A 15,115-nucleotide genomic window follows, 5' to 3' on the forward strand; every position below is an offset into this window, starting at 1 on the left:
GCACTCCAGAGGTCGGGCTCCGCGCGTCAGACGGCGGGAGCCTGGGTCGGGATGCTCGGTACCCACGGCCTTCTGGCCAGGTCCGCGCCGTCCGACGTGTGGTCGGCCGGCGCCGGTCCGCCGAGGTGGACACCCTCGAGCAGGTCCAGAGCGGGACGGTACTTGTTGAACGTGTACACGTGGATGCCGGGGGCGCCGGCGTCGAGCACGCGCTGGGCGAGCTCCACGGCCCGCGCCGTCCCGTAGGCGTGCTGGGCCTCCGGGTCCGGCAGGGCGTCGAGCGCGTCCAGCAGGTGCCGGGGCGCGCGGACGCCGGTGAGCTCCTCGACGCGACGGAGCCGGCGGGGCTCGGTCGTGGGCAGCTGCCCGGCGAGGATCGGGATCGTCACCCCGGCCGCACGGGCCTCGGCGACGAAGTCGGTGTAGGAGGCGGCCTCGTAGAACAGCTGCGTGATGGCGAAGCTCGCCCCCGCGTCCTGCTTCTCCTTGAGGCGGCGGACCTCCTGGGCCCGCGTGGTGCCCGCCTGGACGTTGCCGTCGACGAACGTCGCGACGGCGATCGTCATCGGCCGCGCGGCGCCGCGCAGCGCGGCGCCGGGGTCGGTCGCGCAGCGTCGCGCCTCGACCTCGCGCAGCAGGTGCACGAGCTCGATCGAGGACGAGACGCCGTCGGCCGGCGGCTGCCAGTCCGGCTGGTCCTTCGGCGGGTCCCCGCGCAGGGCGAGGAACGCGCGGGTGCCGGCGTCGAGGAAGTCGTCGATGACGGCGGACACGTCCTCGCGGTGCGCGCCCACGCAGGTCAGGTGGGCCACCGGCAGCACGGGGGTGCCCCCGAGCAGGGTGGCCACGACCTGGCGCGCGGTGGCGCGGTCGCCGCCGCCCGCCCCGTACGTCACGGACACGAAGTCCGGGCGCGCGGCCACGAGCCGGCGGGCCGTCTCCCAGAACTTGGGGGCGGCGTCAGGCCGGCGCGGCGGCATGAGCTCGAACGAGACCGTCGGGCGTGCCGGCAGCACCGGGGTGGGCGAAAGGGATGCCTCTGCGACCATGCGTCACTCCATCGATCCTGGCGTGAGCACCTTCGTCCTCGGGAGGCTTCCGTCGGAGAACGGGTTGCTGCGGCGTCGTCGAGCCAGGACTCTCGGCCGCTCTGGATGGCTTGTCACGCGATCGTACGCAGCATCCGCGATGCGGGCGAGGATGAGACCGCCTGCTGAGACGATCGCGGAGGGCGGCCGGGCCTGAACGCCCTGCTCAGGGCACCAGCACGACCTTGCCGCCCGCGTGCCCGGACTCGACGAGCGCGTGCGCCCGGGCGGCGTCGGCCAGCGGCAGCACCGCGCCGACGGTGGTGGTCAGGTCGCCGCGGGCCAGGGCGGCCACGACCTCGGCGAGGTCCCCGGCGTCCCGCTCGGACCGCCAGCTGGCCTCGACGCCGAGCTCCGCCGCGGCGTCGTCGGCGATGGTGACGATCCGGTCCGTGCCGCCGCGCAGGGCGATCGAGTCGGGCAGCACGCCCGCGCCGGTGGTGTCGAGGACGGCGTCCACGCCGCCGGGCGCGAGGGCGCGGACGCGCTCGACCAGGCCGGCGCCGTACGTGGTCGGCGTGGCACCGAGGGCCGCGACGCGGTCCTGGTTCCGTGCGGACGCGGTCCCGATCACCCGGGCGCCGCGGCGCACGGCGAGCTGGGTGGCCAGCGCGCCCACCGACCCCGACGCCCCGTGCACCAGGAGCGTCTCGCCGGCGCGCACCTCCAGGAGGCGCAGCACGCGGGTCGCCGTCTCCGCCGCGACGGGGAGCGTGACGGCGTCGGTCGGGGCCAGGCCGTCCGGGACGCGCGCGAAGACCTTGGTGAGCGCGAGCTCCGCGTACCCGCCGCCGACCGTGAAGCCCACGACGCGGTCGCCGGGTGCGACCCGGGCCGCGCCGTCCCCGGCGGGCGGGCCGACCTGGTCGACGACCCCCGCCACCTCCAGCCCGGGCACGACGGCCGACGTCGACGCCGGGGCGCCGGGCGCCCCGGCACGCGACTTCACGTCCCAGCCGTTGACGGCGGCCGCCTCGACGCGCACGCGCACCTGTCCGGGGCCCGCCTCGGGAGCGGGCACGTCGGCGAGGTGCAGCACCTCGGGGTCGCCGTGGGTCTCGAACACGATCGCGCGCACGCGGTCATCCTGGCGCAGGCGCCGCCGCCCTGCCCGCGCGGACCAGCGGCGGCGCGGCGGTGTCGCGGCACGACGGGATCACGGGGTGGCGGGTTCGGCCGCGTCCAGGACGTCGCCAGGGGCGCTCATGAGCCACTCGGTGGCGAACAGGACCTTGTCGGTGAGGCCGAGGATCGCGTCGCGGATCTCGACGTGCGGGGTCGAGAACGCGAGACGGGCGACGGACCGCGCGCCGGGGGCCGGCGCCCAGTAGTCGACCAGGAGCAGGGGAACGTCCTGCCCGCCGAGCTCGCCCGCACCCCGGCCGACGCGGACGTGGCGCAGGAACGGCCCCGACAGGGTGTCGGTGACGGTGAGCTCGTCGTCGGGCCCGAGCCGAGGATGGAGGCGGTCGTGGATGCGCTGCAGGTGCGTGACCTCGCCGGCCTCCGGGCCGAGGTCGTGCCAGTACAGCGTGAGGCTGAGCGCGAGGGCGGCGTCCTTGCCGGGCAGCACCAGGTAGGCCATCACCTGCCCGCCCGCGGCCGAGGCCTTCGCGGCGACCGCGGTGAGCTGCTCCCGCAGGTCGCGCCGCAGCCCGGCCCCGCGGTCGCCGAGCGCCGCGCCCTGCTGCTTGACGATCGCGCGGATCTGCAGGTCGCGCTGCGCCTCGTCCTCCAGGTCGATCAGGGCCCAGTGGTCGGGCAGGTTGAGCTCGATGCCGATGCCGCGCGACCCGCCGGGCTCGTCGACGCTGGCCATGGCATGGAGGCCCTCGATGCTGATGCCCGCGCCGGTGCTGTCGGCCAGGCCGGTGCTGTCGGCGGCGTCGCCGGGGCCCAGCGTGTCGCTGAGCTCGGCCACCCCCAGGGTCATCTCGTGGGTGCTGCCGGGGTCGACGACGACCCGGTCGAGGACCGCGCCGTGCCGGCGGAGGAACGGGACCAGGGAGTCACGCCGGCGAAGGCTGTAGGCCCGTGCGGGGTCGTCCGCGAGGAACCGCTCGAGGGCACCGGGCGTGGAGAAGAGACACAGGGCGTAGGGGAGCGTGGCCCCCTCGGGCGCGGCGAACACCCGCACCTGCGGGGTGTCGTCCTCGCGGGGGAGGACGGGGACGACGACCGGGTCGGAGCGCAGGGCGCGGCCGACGGCGTCGCGGTCGGCCGCGGCGAGAGCCGCAGCGAGGGGCGACCTCGAGTCGGGGGGTGCGTCCGTCATGGTCGATCAGGTCTCCTGGTTGGTCGGCGGAACTCTCTGCGCCGTCGACACCGAGCACGGCGGCCGTCCCGCCGAGGCGGTCATCGGGCCTCGCGCGTGCATGGCGTGGTGATCTCGCGTCGGTGGACACGATGAAGCGCGCCCTTCACCGATGACTCCCGTCGCTAGCTTCCCGGTTCATGGGTCGCCAGACGTCGATTCGCGGCACCGCCCCAACGGATCCCGACCGCGCCGACGAGCCCTGAGTCGAGGATGCCGAAGAAGACCGGCCCGCGCCCGCGCCAGTCTCTGAACGTCTCCGTGGAGAACGTCATGAGGACGCAGTCCTGGTAGTACGCGATGTCCAGCCGGGGGTACTCGTACCCCTCAGGGCCTCCCGACCAGCGTGCGGTGACGGGTGCGTCTGCGACCTGGGCGGCGAACGACTGCTCGACGGACCGGGCACCGGGGGCGTTCACGAGGACGAGCTCGGCGAGGTCGTGCTCCACCGGGTCGAACTTCAGCTCGAGGAGACGGTGCTGCTCGACGGCGCGCACGTAGGTGGGAGGGCTCGAGAGCCGTTCGTAGGCGGGCCACGTCGCGGTGACAGGGACGTACTCGTCGAACTCCACGGCCACCTCGCCGGGGGCGTCGGGTCCGGCGAGCTCGATCATGACGTGCCTCCGAGGTGTCGTGCGTGCTTCAGGACGTCAGCGAGCCCTTCCTCGCGGGCCGCCGAGAAGATCAGCTCCCAGCCGCCGACGAGCTGCATCTCCTCGAAGTTCCCGACTACCGCGCCGTCGATCGCATCGACGAGGTCGTCCAGGCGCACCTGCTCACCGAGCCGCCGCGCCTGAGGCGCCAGGTGCCGCGTCTCCTCCCAGATGTGCTTGGAGGCGTTGGGGTTCACCCACACCTCCGCCCCGTCGGTCCGGGTCACGGTGAACGACTTCGGCAGCGCGGAACCGGCGTCGCGCGGGCCCTGCGTCGCCGCGATGCGGGACATCCCGTGGCCGCCGGCGTTGTGGACCAGGACGGGGACGTCGCCGGCGAGGACGTAGTAGTCGTGGTGGGTCTCGACGTGGACGTTGTACACAGCGACGGGTCCGTCGGGGGCGTGCTCGTCACGGTGCTCGACGTCGATCCGGTCCAGCGTCACGGTCCCCGTGCCTTCGCCCGTGTCGGGGGTCACGAGGATGTCGCCGGGCTGCAGGTCACGGGCCAGGATCCAGCCCATGTTGGCCACCATGAACGGGTGCTCGTCCGTGGTCGTCACGGTGTGCCCGCCGATGGTCAGGTGGAACAGCGTCGTGGTGGTGCGGACGAACGTCTCGGCCACGAGCTGCGGCTCATCGGCACCCGTCTGCAGGTCGTGCGCCCAGATCTTGTCCCCGGCCCTGATCTCCTCGATCGGCCGGTCACCGTCGACCGTGCGCACCAGGGTGCCCGCGGTGAAGCAGGTGCCGAACCCGACCTTGCACCACGCCTTCTTCGCCCCGGACTTCACGCCCTGCTTGAACGCCGCCTTCGACAGCCCGGTGGCGGCCTTGGCCGCGCCGCCCAGACCGATCACCGACAGGGCGGCGCCCGCGATCGCGATGCCCGCCTCCGCCCAGGAGCGTTCCCCGGTCGCGGCGAGCGTGATGTTCGCCAGCGCGGACACGATCGCCGCGACCGCGGCGACCACGATCAACACCCCCGCCAACGCCGTCCCGACCACCGGGATGAACGCGACCACCACCGCCAACAACCCCGCGATCATCGAGACCATGTCCGCGATGTCGGCGATCGCGGCCACGACCTTCGAACCCCAGTCGTCCCACCACGAGTCGTTCAGATCATCACCGCCGGTGATGTCCTCGATCCGGGCGACCGCATCGTTCGCGGCCCGGTCCCGGTCGCTCACCGCCGACTCGATGTCCGAGCGCGCCGCCGCGGCCCGCCCGTTCGCGTCGTCCGCGCTCCCACCCGCGGCCTCCGCCTGCTGCTGATACTCCCGCTTCTCCTCAGCATCCGTGGCCGAGTCCGCCAGATCCTGGAACCGGTCCCGCGACCCGGCCGCCGAGTCCGCCGCGTCCCGCGCCGCCCGCGCCCGCTCCAACGCGTGCAACGTCTCGGACTGCACCCGCTCCAGGACGCTCGCGTAGTCGACCAGCGCCTCCCCCGTGGCCTGGTACCGCGAGTGCGCGCGCCGGATCTCCGAGACCGTGTCCTCCTTGGTCTCCATCAGCGCGTCGACCGCCTGGGAGATCGTGCCCGCCACGTCCAGACGCGACATCGCGCCCGCCGCGTCGTCGATCGATCCCGCGACCTCCAGATAGTCCTGCCCACCCGAGAGCACCAGCACCGGATCCCCCGGCGTCGGGTCCGCGTCCAACCCCACCGGCGACCAGTCCGCCGGCCTCACACCGGTCCGCCGGGCCGTGCCGGGGCGGGGGCGCCGTCGCCGCTGATGCCGTCGGCGAGGTCGGAGTCGATGTCCGTGAACGCCTGCGCCACCTGCACCGACGCGTCCGCCAGCAGCCGGAGGTTCTGGGTCATCTTCTCCCGGGTGTCGTCCCACGAGCTCGCGAAGTCGCGCACGGCGCCGGCCAGGCCGTCGTGCCCCACGGCGTCCGCGATGCGGTCCGAGCGCGTCGTCGCGTTCTCGAACTCGTCCGCCACCGTGGTCAGGCTCGACCCCAGCTCCGTCACCGCATCAAGGTCCACCCGGAGATCCGCCACCGGCCCTCACCCCCCTTCGCCCGCAAGAGAGTAACCAGGTTCACGTCTGATGCACCACGGGGAGAACTCCCCGTCGTGCCTGGTCAGCGGGTCAACAGCAGCGCGAGCCGGGGTTGCGGTCCTGCTCCGCGTAGTGCTCCCGCCAGAACTCGCGCTCGCCCATCGGCTCGCGGTCCGGGTGCGCGGACCGTTCGTGCGCCACGTACGTCGCGTACGCGTCGTCGCCCATCACCTGCCGCACGTACCAGCGCAGGCTCGACGCCGCCCGGGCGAGCGCCCGGGCGGCGTCGTGCACCATGCCGGTGCGGGCGTCAGTGGTGCCCGGCACCGCTGGTCTCCCGCAGGCCGGCGTCGGCCCACTGCTTCTCGATCCGCTTCTCCTCCGCCGAGGCGATCAGGCCGGCCGGGGCGAAGCGCCGCGAGGCGACGGGCGGGTCCTCGTGGTTCTCGCCGCCCCCGGTGCGGAACGCCTTGAGGGTCACGACCACCGATGCGACGATCACGATGATCGCCAGCACCACGAACACGATCGACAGGGTGCCCTGCACGAAGGTGTTGCGGACCACGGCCTCCATCGCCGCGACGTCGGGCGCCGTGCCGAACGACGTCTCCCCGGCCGCGAGGGCGTCCTTGAACGCCCGGTGCTGCGCCCAGTACCCCACCTGCGGCACGTCCGAGAAGATCTTCTCGAACGACGCCCAGATGGTGATGATCGCCGTGAACGCCAGCGGCACGGCCACGATCCACAGCCAGGCCCAGTACCGGCGGCCGCGCTTCGCGACGATGGCGAGCACGACGGCGAGGGCGATCGCGGCGAGCAGCTGGTTCGCGATGCCGAACAGCGGGAAGAACGTGTTGATGCCCCCGAGCGGGTCGGTGACGCCCAGGTAGAGGATCGTGCCCCACCCGGCGACCATGATCGCGGTGCAGATCCACACCCCCGGCCGCCAGCTCACGTCCTTGAACCGCGGTGCCACGTTGCCGATCGTGTCCTGCAGCATGAAGCGGGCCACGCGGGTGCCGGCGTCGACGGCGGTGAGGATGAACAGCGCCTCGAACATGATCGCGAAGTGGTACCAGAAGCCCATCATCGCCGTGCCGCCCACCAGCTGGTGCATGATGTGCGCCAGCCCGAGCGCGAGCGTCGGGGCGCCGCCCGTGCGGGAGACGATCGACGGCTCGCCCACCTGGGTCGCCAGGGTGCTGAGCATGTCGGGCGTGAGGTTGACGCCCGCGAGGCCGAGCGAGTTCACGAACGCGACCGCGCCCTCGATGGTGCCGCCCGTGGCGGCCGCCGAGGAGTTCATCGCGAAGTAGACGCCGCGGTCGATCGAGATCGCGGCGACCAGCGCCATGATCGCGACGAACGACTCCATGAGCATGCCGCCGTAGCCGATGAAGCGCGTTTGGCGCTCCTTCTCCACGAGCTTCGGCGTCGTGCCCGAGGAGATGAGCGCATGGAACCCGGACAGGGCGCCGCACGCGATCGTCACGAACAGGAACGGCCACAGGTTGCCGGACACCACCGGGCCGGTCTCGCCGCTCGCGAACTCGCTGATGGCGGGCACGTTGATCTCGGGCCGCACGATGACGACGGCGCCGGCGAGCACCACGATGACGCCCACCTTCATGAAGGTGGACAGGTAGTCGCGGGGGGCGAGCAGCAGCCACACGGGCAGGACGGCAGCCACGAACCCGTAGACGATGATGCCGACGGCGATGGTGGTGCGGTCGAGGTGGAAGAACTCGGCGCCCCACGTGGTCTCGGCCACCATGCCGCCGCCGATGATCGCGGCGAGCAGCAGCACGAACCCGATGAGCGAGACCTCGGTGATCTTGCCCGGGCGCAGGTACCGCAGGTAGATGCCCATGAACAGGGCGATGGGGATCGTCATCGACACGCTGAACACGCCCCACGGGCTCTCGCCGAGGGCGTTGACGACCACCAGGGCGAGGATCGCCACGATGATGATCATGATCAGCAGGGACGCGATGATCGCGGCCACCCCGCCGATGCGGCCCAGCTCCTCGCGCGCCATCTGCCCGATGGTGCGGCCACCGCGGCGCATGGAGAAGAACAGCACCGTGTAGTCCTGCACGGCGCCCGCGAGCACCACGCCCACGATGATCCAGATGGTGCCCGGCAGGTACCCCATCTGCGCGGCGAGCACGGGGCCGACCAGCGGACCGGCGCCCGCGATGGCGGCGAAGTGGTGGCCGAACAGCACGCGGCGGTCCGTGGGGACGAAGTCCTTGCCGTCCTCGCGCGTCTCGGCGGGCGTGGCACGGCGGTCGTCCGGGCGGGTGATGTACCGCTCGATGACCTTCGAGTAGAAGCGGTACCCGATGAGGTAGGTGCAGACCGACGCGAAGACGAACCAGATCGCATTGATGGTCTCGCCGCGCACCAGCGCGATCATGACCCACGCCACGCCGCCGAGCAGCGCGATCGCGGCCCAGAGCGCGATCTTCGCGGGTGTCCAGCGGGGCTTGAGGTCCTCGGCCGGCACGGCCGTCGGGGGGAGCGAGGGGTCGGGGACGATCTCGTCCGTCGCCGTGGCTCCGGCATCTGCTGACAAGGTGAGCCTCCAAGGCGTCGCGTCGTCGGGACCCGACACAGGATAGGCCCCGGGCGACGGACACCCGGACCGCTCCCGCGCGGGGGGATGCCGGAGCCCGGGGATGAGGCGTCCGTCACACTTCTGACGAAGTTGCTAGAAGTGTCAGATCCCTGACCTGCGACGTCGCCGCGGGCATCTGTCTCACGCTTGTGAAAAAAGGCGCAAGGTGCCGAAGGCAATCAAAATATGAGATGGGTCTATACGAACTGCCAATAGACTGCTATAAGCCCGATCCCCCCCGAGATCCTGCCCCGGGCGACCCCCGGGAACGCAGGCGAGAGAGGTCCCTCATGGACGCGCACGCTGCTGGAACGCGCCCGGAATCAGCCCGCCAAGGACGCAGGGCGCTCGCCGCAGCCCTCGCGGCCGTGCTTGTCGCGGCCGTGCTCGTCGTGGTGCAGGCCCCCCAGCGAGCGTCTGCGGCGACCCATACGTTCCTCATCAACTCGTTGAGTCACCAGGGCGACGACGCGAACCCCGGCGACGGCGTCTGCGCCACCGCGGACGGCCTGTGCACGCTGCGCGCCGCGCTGCAGGAGGCCAACGCCCTGCCGCTCGAGGACGAGATCGTCATCGCGCCGGCCGAGGACGTCGACGCCTCCACCGCGGGCGTGCAGAGCTCCGGGACGATCGTGGGCACGGGCAGCGGCACCGCCAACTTCATGTACTCCGGCAACCTCACGCCCGAGGGGGACACCGGCGCCTACTTCATGGCGACGCGGCCGGTGACCATCGACTTCCAGAACCGCCTCGGCATCGCCTCGCTCAACGACGCGTACGGCGCGACGGCGCTCTACATCAACGGACCGGGCGTCACGCTGCGCAACTTCTCCAGCATCAAGTCGAACGAGACCGCGGTGGTCTTCGGGCCGGAGAGCGACGGGTCCACGGTCGAGAACGGCACCTGCACCGACCCGAGCAGCATCAACCTCGAGCGCTGCTTCTGGCTCGCGGACGGCGCGAACCAGATCACCATCCGCAACGTCGAGATGGGCTCCACCTACGCGGGCGCCGTCGGGGCGATCGGCGTCGCCGCCAACGCGACCATCGACGACCTCACGCTCGACCGCATCCGTATGTACGACCCGGACACCGAGTACTACGACGGGTTCGCCATGTACGGGAACGCGACCCTCAACCGCCTCACCGTCACCGGCTCGACGTTCGAGGGCTTCCGGTCGGGCCGCTACGCGCTCGACCTGCGGGGCGCCGTGCTCACCGACGCGCGGATCACGGGCAACTCGTTCCTGCGGAACAGCAGCGGCGGCGCCGCACCCATCACGGTGAACAGGGCGGGCTCCGGCAACGTCATCGCGGACAACACGTTCGACAACACGGGCGGCAGCGCCTCCTACGCCGTCCAGTTCACGGGCCTGGGCCTGGCCGCGACGGCCGACTCCGGCTGGACGGTGCGCGACAACTACTTCGACGCCTTCACGTCCACGTCCGTGCGCCTGGAGGCAGGCTCCGGCATCCTCCCGGTCGAGCAGAACACCTTCGGCCCGAAGTCGTACGGCGACGCCAACGCAGCCGCCGAGACCGGCGGCGCCGCGCTCGTCTACAACGCGACCGCCACGGCCAACCAGAACATCACCACCTGGTACCCGACGGCCGTGACCACCGACCCCGGCACGTGCACGCTCGACGTGGACGTCACGCCGCCCACCACCGGCGTCACGCCGTCCACCCCGGTGACGATCGACGTCTTCTACACCCCCACCACCAAGGCGGAGATCTACCTCGGCCGCCAGACCGGCCTCACGGAGGCGGGCACCGTCACCGTGCCGTACACGCTGGGCGAGGGGAACATCCGCGTCCAGACGACGGCCGCCAGCGGCGCCACGTCGCAGTACTCGCGCACCGTCGCGCAGACGTCGCCCGACAGCTGCGGCCCCGCGATCACCGTGGAACAGGCCTCCAGCCAGGCCGACCCGACGTCCGTGCGTGACATCCGCTTCACGGTGACGCTCTCGGAGACGGTCTCCGCGGAGCTCGAGGCCTCGGCCTTCAGCACCGAGGGCTCCACCGCCCCCGGCGTCACGGTCACGAAGGTGACCCGCACGTCGGGCAGCTCCTTCGAGGTCGTGGCGCGCGCCGACGGCTCCGGCACCGTGCAGCTCTCGCTGCCCGAGGGCGCCATCGCCGACGACGTGGGCAACCCGTCCCAGGCGTCCACGTCCACGGACAACGAGGTCGAGTACGTCTCGCCGCTGAGCGTCTCCCCGGCCGAGGTGGAGGTGAACGAAGACGGCACCACCGCCACGTACACCGTCGCGTCGTCGCTCGCGGCCACCTCCCCGCTGACGATCACGCCGACCGTCGCCGACCCGGCGTGGGCGTCCGTCTCGCCGTCGCCGCTGACGATCGACACCATCGCCTCGTCCGGCACCGTCACGGTCTCCGCGGTGGACAACACCGTGGTGGACGGCACCCGTTCCACGTCCGTGAGCCACGCCGTGGCGTCGTCGGACGCGAACTTCGACGGGCTGCTGCTGGACGACGTGGCCGTCACCGTGCTGGACGACGACACCCCCGTGGCGTCCACGTCCGGCCTCACGCTGACCTCCGGGACGCGCACGGCCGACGGCGACTCGACCCACACGGCGTCCGCGGTGGTGCGCAACGCGGCGGGGACCCCGGTCTCGGGCGTCCTGGTGACGTTCCGCGCGTCGGGCGACGCCGACCTGTCCGCCACCTCGTGCACCACGGGGGCGGACGGCAGCTGCGCCGTCGACGTCACGTCGACGGTCGCGGGCACGTACGACGTGCAGGCGTTCCTCGACGGCACCGCCGAGATCGGCGGCAGCCCCGCCCAGGCCGCGTTCGTGGCCGGCCCGGCCGACCTGACGACGTCCACCATCGGCGCGTCCGCGCTCTCCGTCCCGGCGGACGGCAGCTCGACGACGACCATCACGGTGCGGCTGCTCGACGCGCAGGGCAACCCGCTCACGGCGAGCGGCGGCACGGTGACGCTCGGCGCGACCGAGGGCACCCTGGGCGCGGTGGAGGACCACGGCGACGGGACGTACACGGCGACCCTGACCGCCCCGACGACGACCGGCACCGCGACGGTCACCTACGCGCTCGACGGCGTGGCGGGGGAGAGGTCCGTCGTCATCAGCTTCGTGGCGGGCGACCCCTCGCCGTCCACGTCCCAGATCGAGGCCGACCCGGCCGAGGTCGTCGTCGGGACCGGCACGTCGACCGTGACCGTGACGCTGCTCGACGGGTACGGCAACGCCGTCACCACGGGCGGCCACGACGTGGCGGTCGAGACGTCCGCGGGCACGCTGGGCGAGGTCACCGACAACGGCGACGGCACCTACACCGCCACGCTCACCGCGTCGGACACCGCCCAGGTCGCGACCCTCGAGTTCCTGGTCGGTGAGGACCGGGCGACCGCCACCGCGACGGTGGCGTTCGTGCCGGGTGAGACCGACCTGGACGAGAGCACGATCACGGCGGCGCCGAGCTCCCTCACCGCGGACGGCGTGAGCCAGTCCGAGGTCCGGGTGACGCTGCTCGACGCGCTCGGCAACGTCGTCGGCGCGGGCGGCGCCGACGTCGTGGTCGCGACCGACCGCGGCAGCGTCGGCGACGTCGTCGACAACGGCGACGGCACGTACACGGCGATCCTCACGGCGCCCACGTCCCCCGGGACGGCGACGCTCACCGCGACCGTCGACGGCGCGGCGCTGACCGCCACCGCGACGGTGACGTTCCTCGCCGGCAGCCCGGACGCCGCGGCGTCCAGCATCGCGGCGAGCCCGACGACGATCACGGCCGACGGCGAGAGCCGCTCCACGGTCACGGTGACCGTGCGGGACGCGCAGAGCACCGTCCTGGTCGACGGGGGTGCCGACGTCGCCCTCTCCACCGACGCGGGAGCGCTGTCCGACGTCGTCGACAACGAGGACGGGACCTACAGCGCGACCCTGACGTCGGCGACGACGGTGGGCACCGCGACCGTCGGCTTCACCGTGAACGGGGTGCAGGGCGCCGGCAGGGCGACGGTCGCGTTCGTGGCCGGCGCCGCCGACCCGGCGTCCGCGACGATCACGGCCGAGCCCCCGACGGTCACGGCCGACGGCACGGCCACCTCGACCCTCACGGTCACCCTGGTCGACGCGCACGGGAACCGGGTGACGACCGGCGGCACCGCCGTGACCATGGCGAGCACGCTCGGGTCGCTCGGGTCGGTCATCGACAACGGCGACGGCACCTCCACCGCCTTCCTCTCCTCCGAGGTCGCGGGCGACGCCACGGTGTCGTTCACCGTGGCGGGCGTGGACGCGGACGCGACCGCCGACGTCGAGTTCGTGGCCGGCGCGGCCGACGCGGCCACGTCGACGATCGAGGCCGACCCGGCCACGATCACGGCGGACGGCACCAGCGAGTCCACCGTCACCGTCACGCTCCACGACGCGCAGGGCAACCCCCTGACGGCCTCGGGCGGCGAGGTCACGATGACGGCCGACGCGGGCGAGCTGTCGGTTGTCACGGACGAGAGCGACGGCACGTACACGGCGACCCTGGCGTCGTCGACGGAGGTGGAGACCGCCACGGTGACGTTCGCGCTGGACGGCGTCGCGGGCGAGGACTCCGCCGAGGTCGCGTTCGTCGCGGGCGAGGCGAGCGCCTCGACCTCGACGATCGAGGCCGACCCGGCCAGCATCACCGCCGACGGCGACGCCACGTCGACGGTCACCGTCACCCTGCTCGACGCCCAGGGCAACCCCGTGGGCGCGTCGGGCGGCGACGTGACGATGGCGACGACGGCCGGCGAGCTCGGCGCAGTCACCGACCACCTGGACGGCACGTACACCGCGACCCTCACGTCGTCGAAGACGGCCGGCACCGCCACGGTGTCGTTCGCCCTGGACGACGAGGACGCCGACGCCACGGCCGAGGTGACCTTCACGGCGGGCGTCGCGAGCACCGCGACGTCGACGATCGAGGCCGACCCGACCACGATCACCGCGGACGGCGCGAGCACGTCCATCGTCACCGTCACCCTCCAGGACGCCTACGGCAACCCGCTGACGGCCTCGGGCGGCACCGTGACGATGGCGACCGACGCCGGCAGCCTCGACGAGGTCACCGACAACCAGGACGGCACGTACACGGCCGAGCTCACGTCGTCCACGACGGCGGGCACCGCGACCCTGACCTTCGCCGTGGACGGCGCGGAGGCGGACAAGAGCGCCTCGGTGGCGTTCGTGGCGGGCGCGGCCGACGCGGCGCGCTCGACCATCGCGGCCGACCCCACGCAGCTCACCGCGGACGGCACGAGCACGTCGACCGTCACCGTGACGCTGCTCGACGCCCAGGGCAACGCCGTGGGCGCGTCCGGCGGCGACGTGACGATGGCGACGACGGCCGGCGGGCTCGGCGCCGTCACCGACCACGAGGACGGCACGTACACCGCGACCCTCACGGCGCCGTCGTCCACCACCCCGCCCGCGGCGACGCTCACCTTCGCCCTGGACGGCGAGGACGGCACGGCCACGGCCACCGTCGCGTTCGTCGCGGGGGTGCCGTCGACCACCACGTCCACGATCGAGGCCGACCCGGCGTCGATCACGGCGGACGGCTCGAGCGAGTCCACCGTGACCGTGACCCTGCGCGACGGGAACGGCAACCTCGTCACCGACGCGGGCGACGTCGTCACCGTGTCCACCGACGCGGGCCGCCTGTCCGAGGTCACGGACGAGGGCGACGGCACGTACACCGCCACCCTGACCTCCGCCACGGCGGCGGGCACGGCCACCGTGGGCTTCGCCGTCGACGGCGCGGGCGCGTCAGCCACCGCGCACGTGGCCTTCGTGGCCGGGTCCGCGGACGCCGGCAGCTCGACGATCGCGGCGTCGCCGACGTCGGTCACGGCGGACGGCACCTCGACCTCCGCGATCACGGTGCGCCTGGTCGACGCCCACGGGAACCCGCTGACCTCCTCCGGGGGTCGGGTGGCCCTGGCGACGACGACCGGCGCCCTGAGCCCGGTCACCGACAACGAGGACGGCACGTACACCGCGACGCTCACCGCGCCGCAGGCCGTGGGCACCGCGACCGTGTCGTTCACGGTGGACGGCGAGGACGCCACGGCGAAGGCCGAGGTCGCGTTCGTCGCGGGCGAGGCGGACGCCTCGACCTCGACGATCGCCGCCGCCCCCGAGACGATCACGGCCGACGGCCTGAGCACCTCGACGGTCACGGTGACGCTGCGCGACGCGCACGGCAACCTCGTGACCGGCGCCGGCGACGTGGTCGAGCTGGCCACCACCGCCGGGTCCCTCGGCGCGGTCGCCGACAACGAGGACGGCACGTACACGGCGACGCTCACCGCGCCGCAGGCCGTGGGCACCGCGACCGTGTCGTTCACGGTGGACGGCGAGGACGCCACGGCGAAGGCCGAGGTCGCGTTCGTC

Annotated in this window: 9 protein-coding genes and 1 riboswitch; of the genes, 1 reads left to right on the plus strand and 8 read right to left on the minus strand. The window is 72.9% G+C overall.

The window, feature by feature from the left end; genetic code table 11:
* Positions 1 to 26: 26 nt before the first annotated feature.
* The 8 genes from ACH436_RS15050 to ACH436_RS15085 all read right to left on the minus strand — a co-directional run bounded on the left by ACH436_RS15050 (position 27) and on the right by ACH436_RS15085 (position 8,645).
* Entirely contained in the window at positions 27 to 1,049 is a 1,023-nt protein-coding gene (locus ACH436_RS15050) for a methylenetetrahydrofolate reductase (RefSeq protein WP_430560997.1), read from the minus strand.
* 5 nt (positions 1,050 to 1,054) lie between these two features.
* A riboswitch (SAM riboswitch) is annotated at positions 1,055 to 1,161 on the minus strand.
* Between the two features lie 93 nt (positions 1,162 to 1,254).
* Positions 1,255 to 2,166: an NADP-dependent oxidoreductase gene (locus ACH436_RS15055; RefSeq protein WP_430560998.1), complete on the minus strand. Its 912-nt coding sequence runs from the start codon at positions 2,164 to 2,166 to the stop codon at positions 1,255 to 1,257.
* A gap of 78 nt (positions 2,167 to 2,244) precedes the next feature.
* Positions 2,245 to 3,363 carry an SseB family protein gene (locus tag ACH436_RS15060; protein WP_430560999.1) on the minus strand — a complete coding sequence of 373 codons (1,119 nt, stop codon included), beginning with the start codon at positions 3,361 to 3,363 and terminating at the stop codon, positions 2,245 to 2,247.
* A 164-nt stretch (positions 3,364 to 3,527) separates the two neighbouring features.
* Complete coding sequence (locus ACH436_RS15065; RefSeq protein ID WP_430561000.1) at positions 3,528 to 4,016, minus strand: hypothetical protein; 489 nt, start codon at positions 4,014 to 4,016, stop codon at positions 3,528 to 3,530.
* Positions 4,013 to 5,689 (minus strand): polymorphic toxin-type HINT domain-containing protein, encoded by a 1,677-nt coding sequence (locus ACH436_RS15070; RefSeq protein WP_430561001.1) that lies wholly within the window; start codon positions 5,687 to 5,689, stop codon positions 4,013 to 4,015. The genes ACH436_RS15065 and ACH436_RS15070 overlap by 4 nt, the downstream gene beginning before the upstream one ends.
* A 56-nt stretch (positions 5,690 to 5,745) precedes the next feature.
* Entirely contained in the window at positions 5,746 to 6,051 is a 306-nt protein-coding gene (locus ACH436_RS15075; protein WP_430561002.1) for a hypothetical protein, read from the minus strand.
* A 106-nt stretch (positions 6,052 to 6,157) separates the two neighbouring features.
* Complete coding sequence (locus ACH436_RS15080; RefSeq protein WP_430561003.1) at positions 6,158 to 6,394, minus strand: YbdD/YjiX family protein; 237 nt, start codon at positions 6,392 to 6,394, stop codon at positions 6,158 to 6,160.
* The gene (locus ACH436_RS15085) at positions 6,378 to 8,645 is read right to left on the minus strand and encodes a carbon starvation CstA family protein (protein WP_430561004.1); all 2,268 of its coding nucleotides are present in this window, start codon (positions 8,643 to 8,645) and stop codon (positions 6,378 to 6,380) included. Before ACH436_RS15085 ends, ACH436_RS15080 begins: the two co-directional genes overlap by 17 nt.
* Before the next feature lie 491 nt (positions 8,646 to 9,136).
* On the opposite strand from ACH436_RS15085, the gene ACH436_RS15090 reads away from it, so the two are divergent.
* The coding region (locus tag ACH436_RS15090) for an invasin domain 3-containing protein (protein ID WP_430561005.1) at positions 9,137 to 15,115 on the plus strand (5,979 nt) is incomplete at its 3' end.

The sequence above is a fragment of the Isoptericola sp. NPDC019693 genome (assembly GCF_044389085.1).
Taxonomy (GTDB): Bacteria; Actinomycetota; Actinomycetes; order Actinomycetales; family Cellulomonadaceae; genus Isoptericola.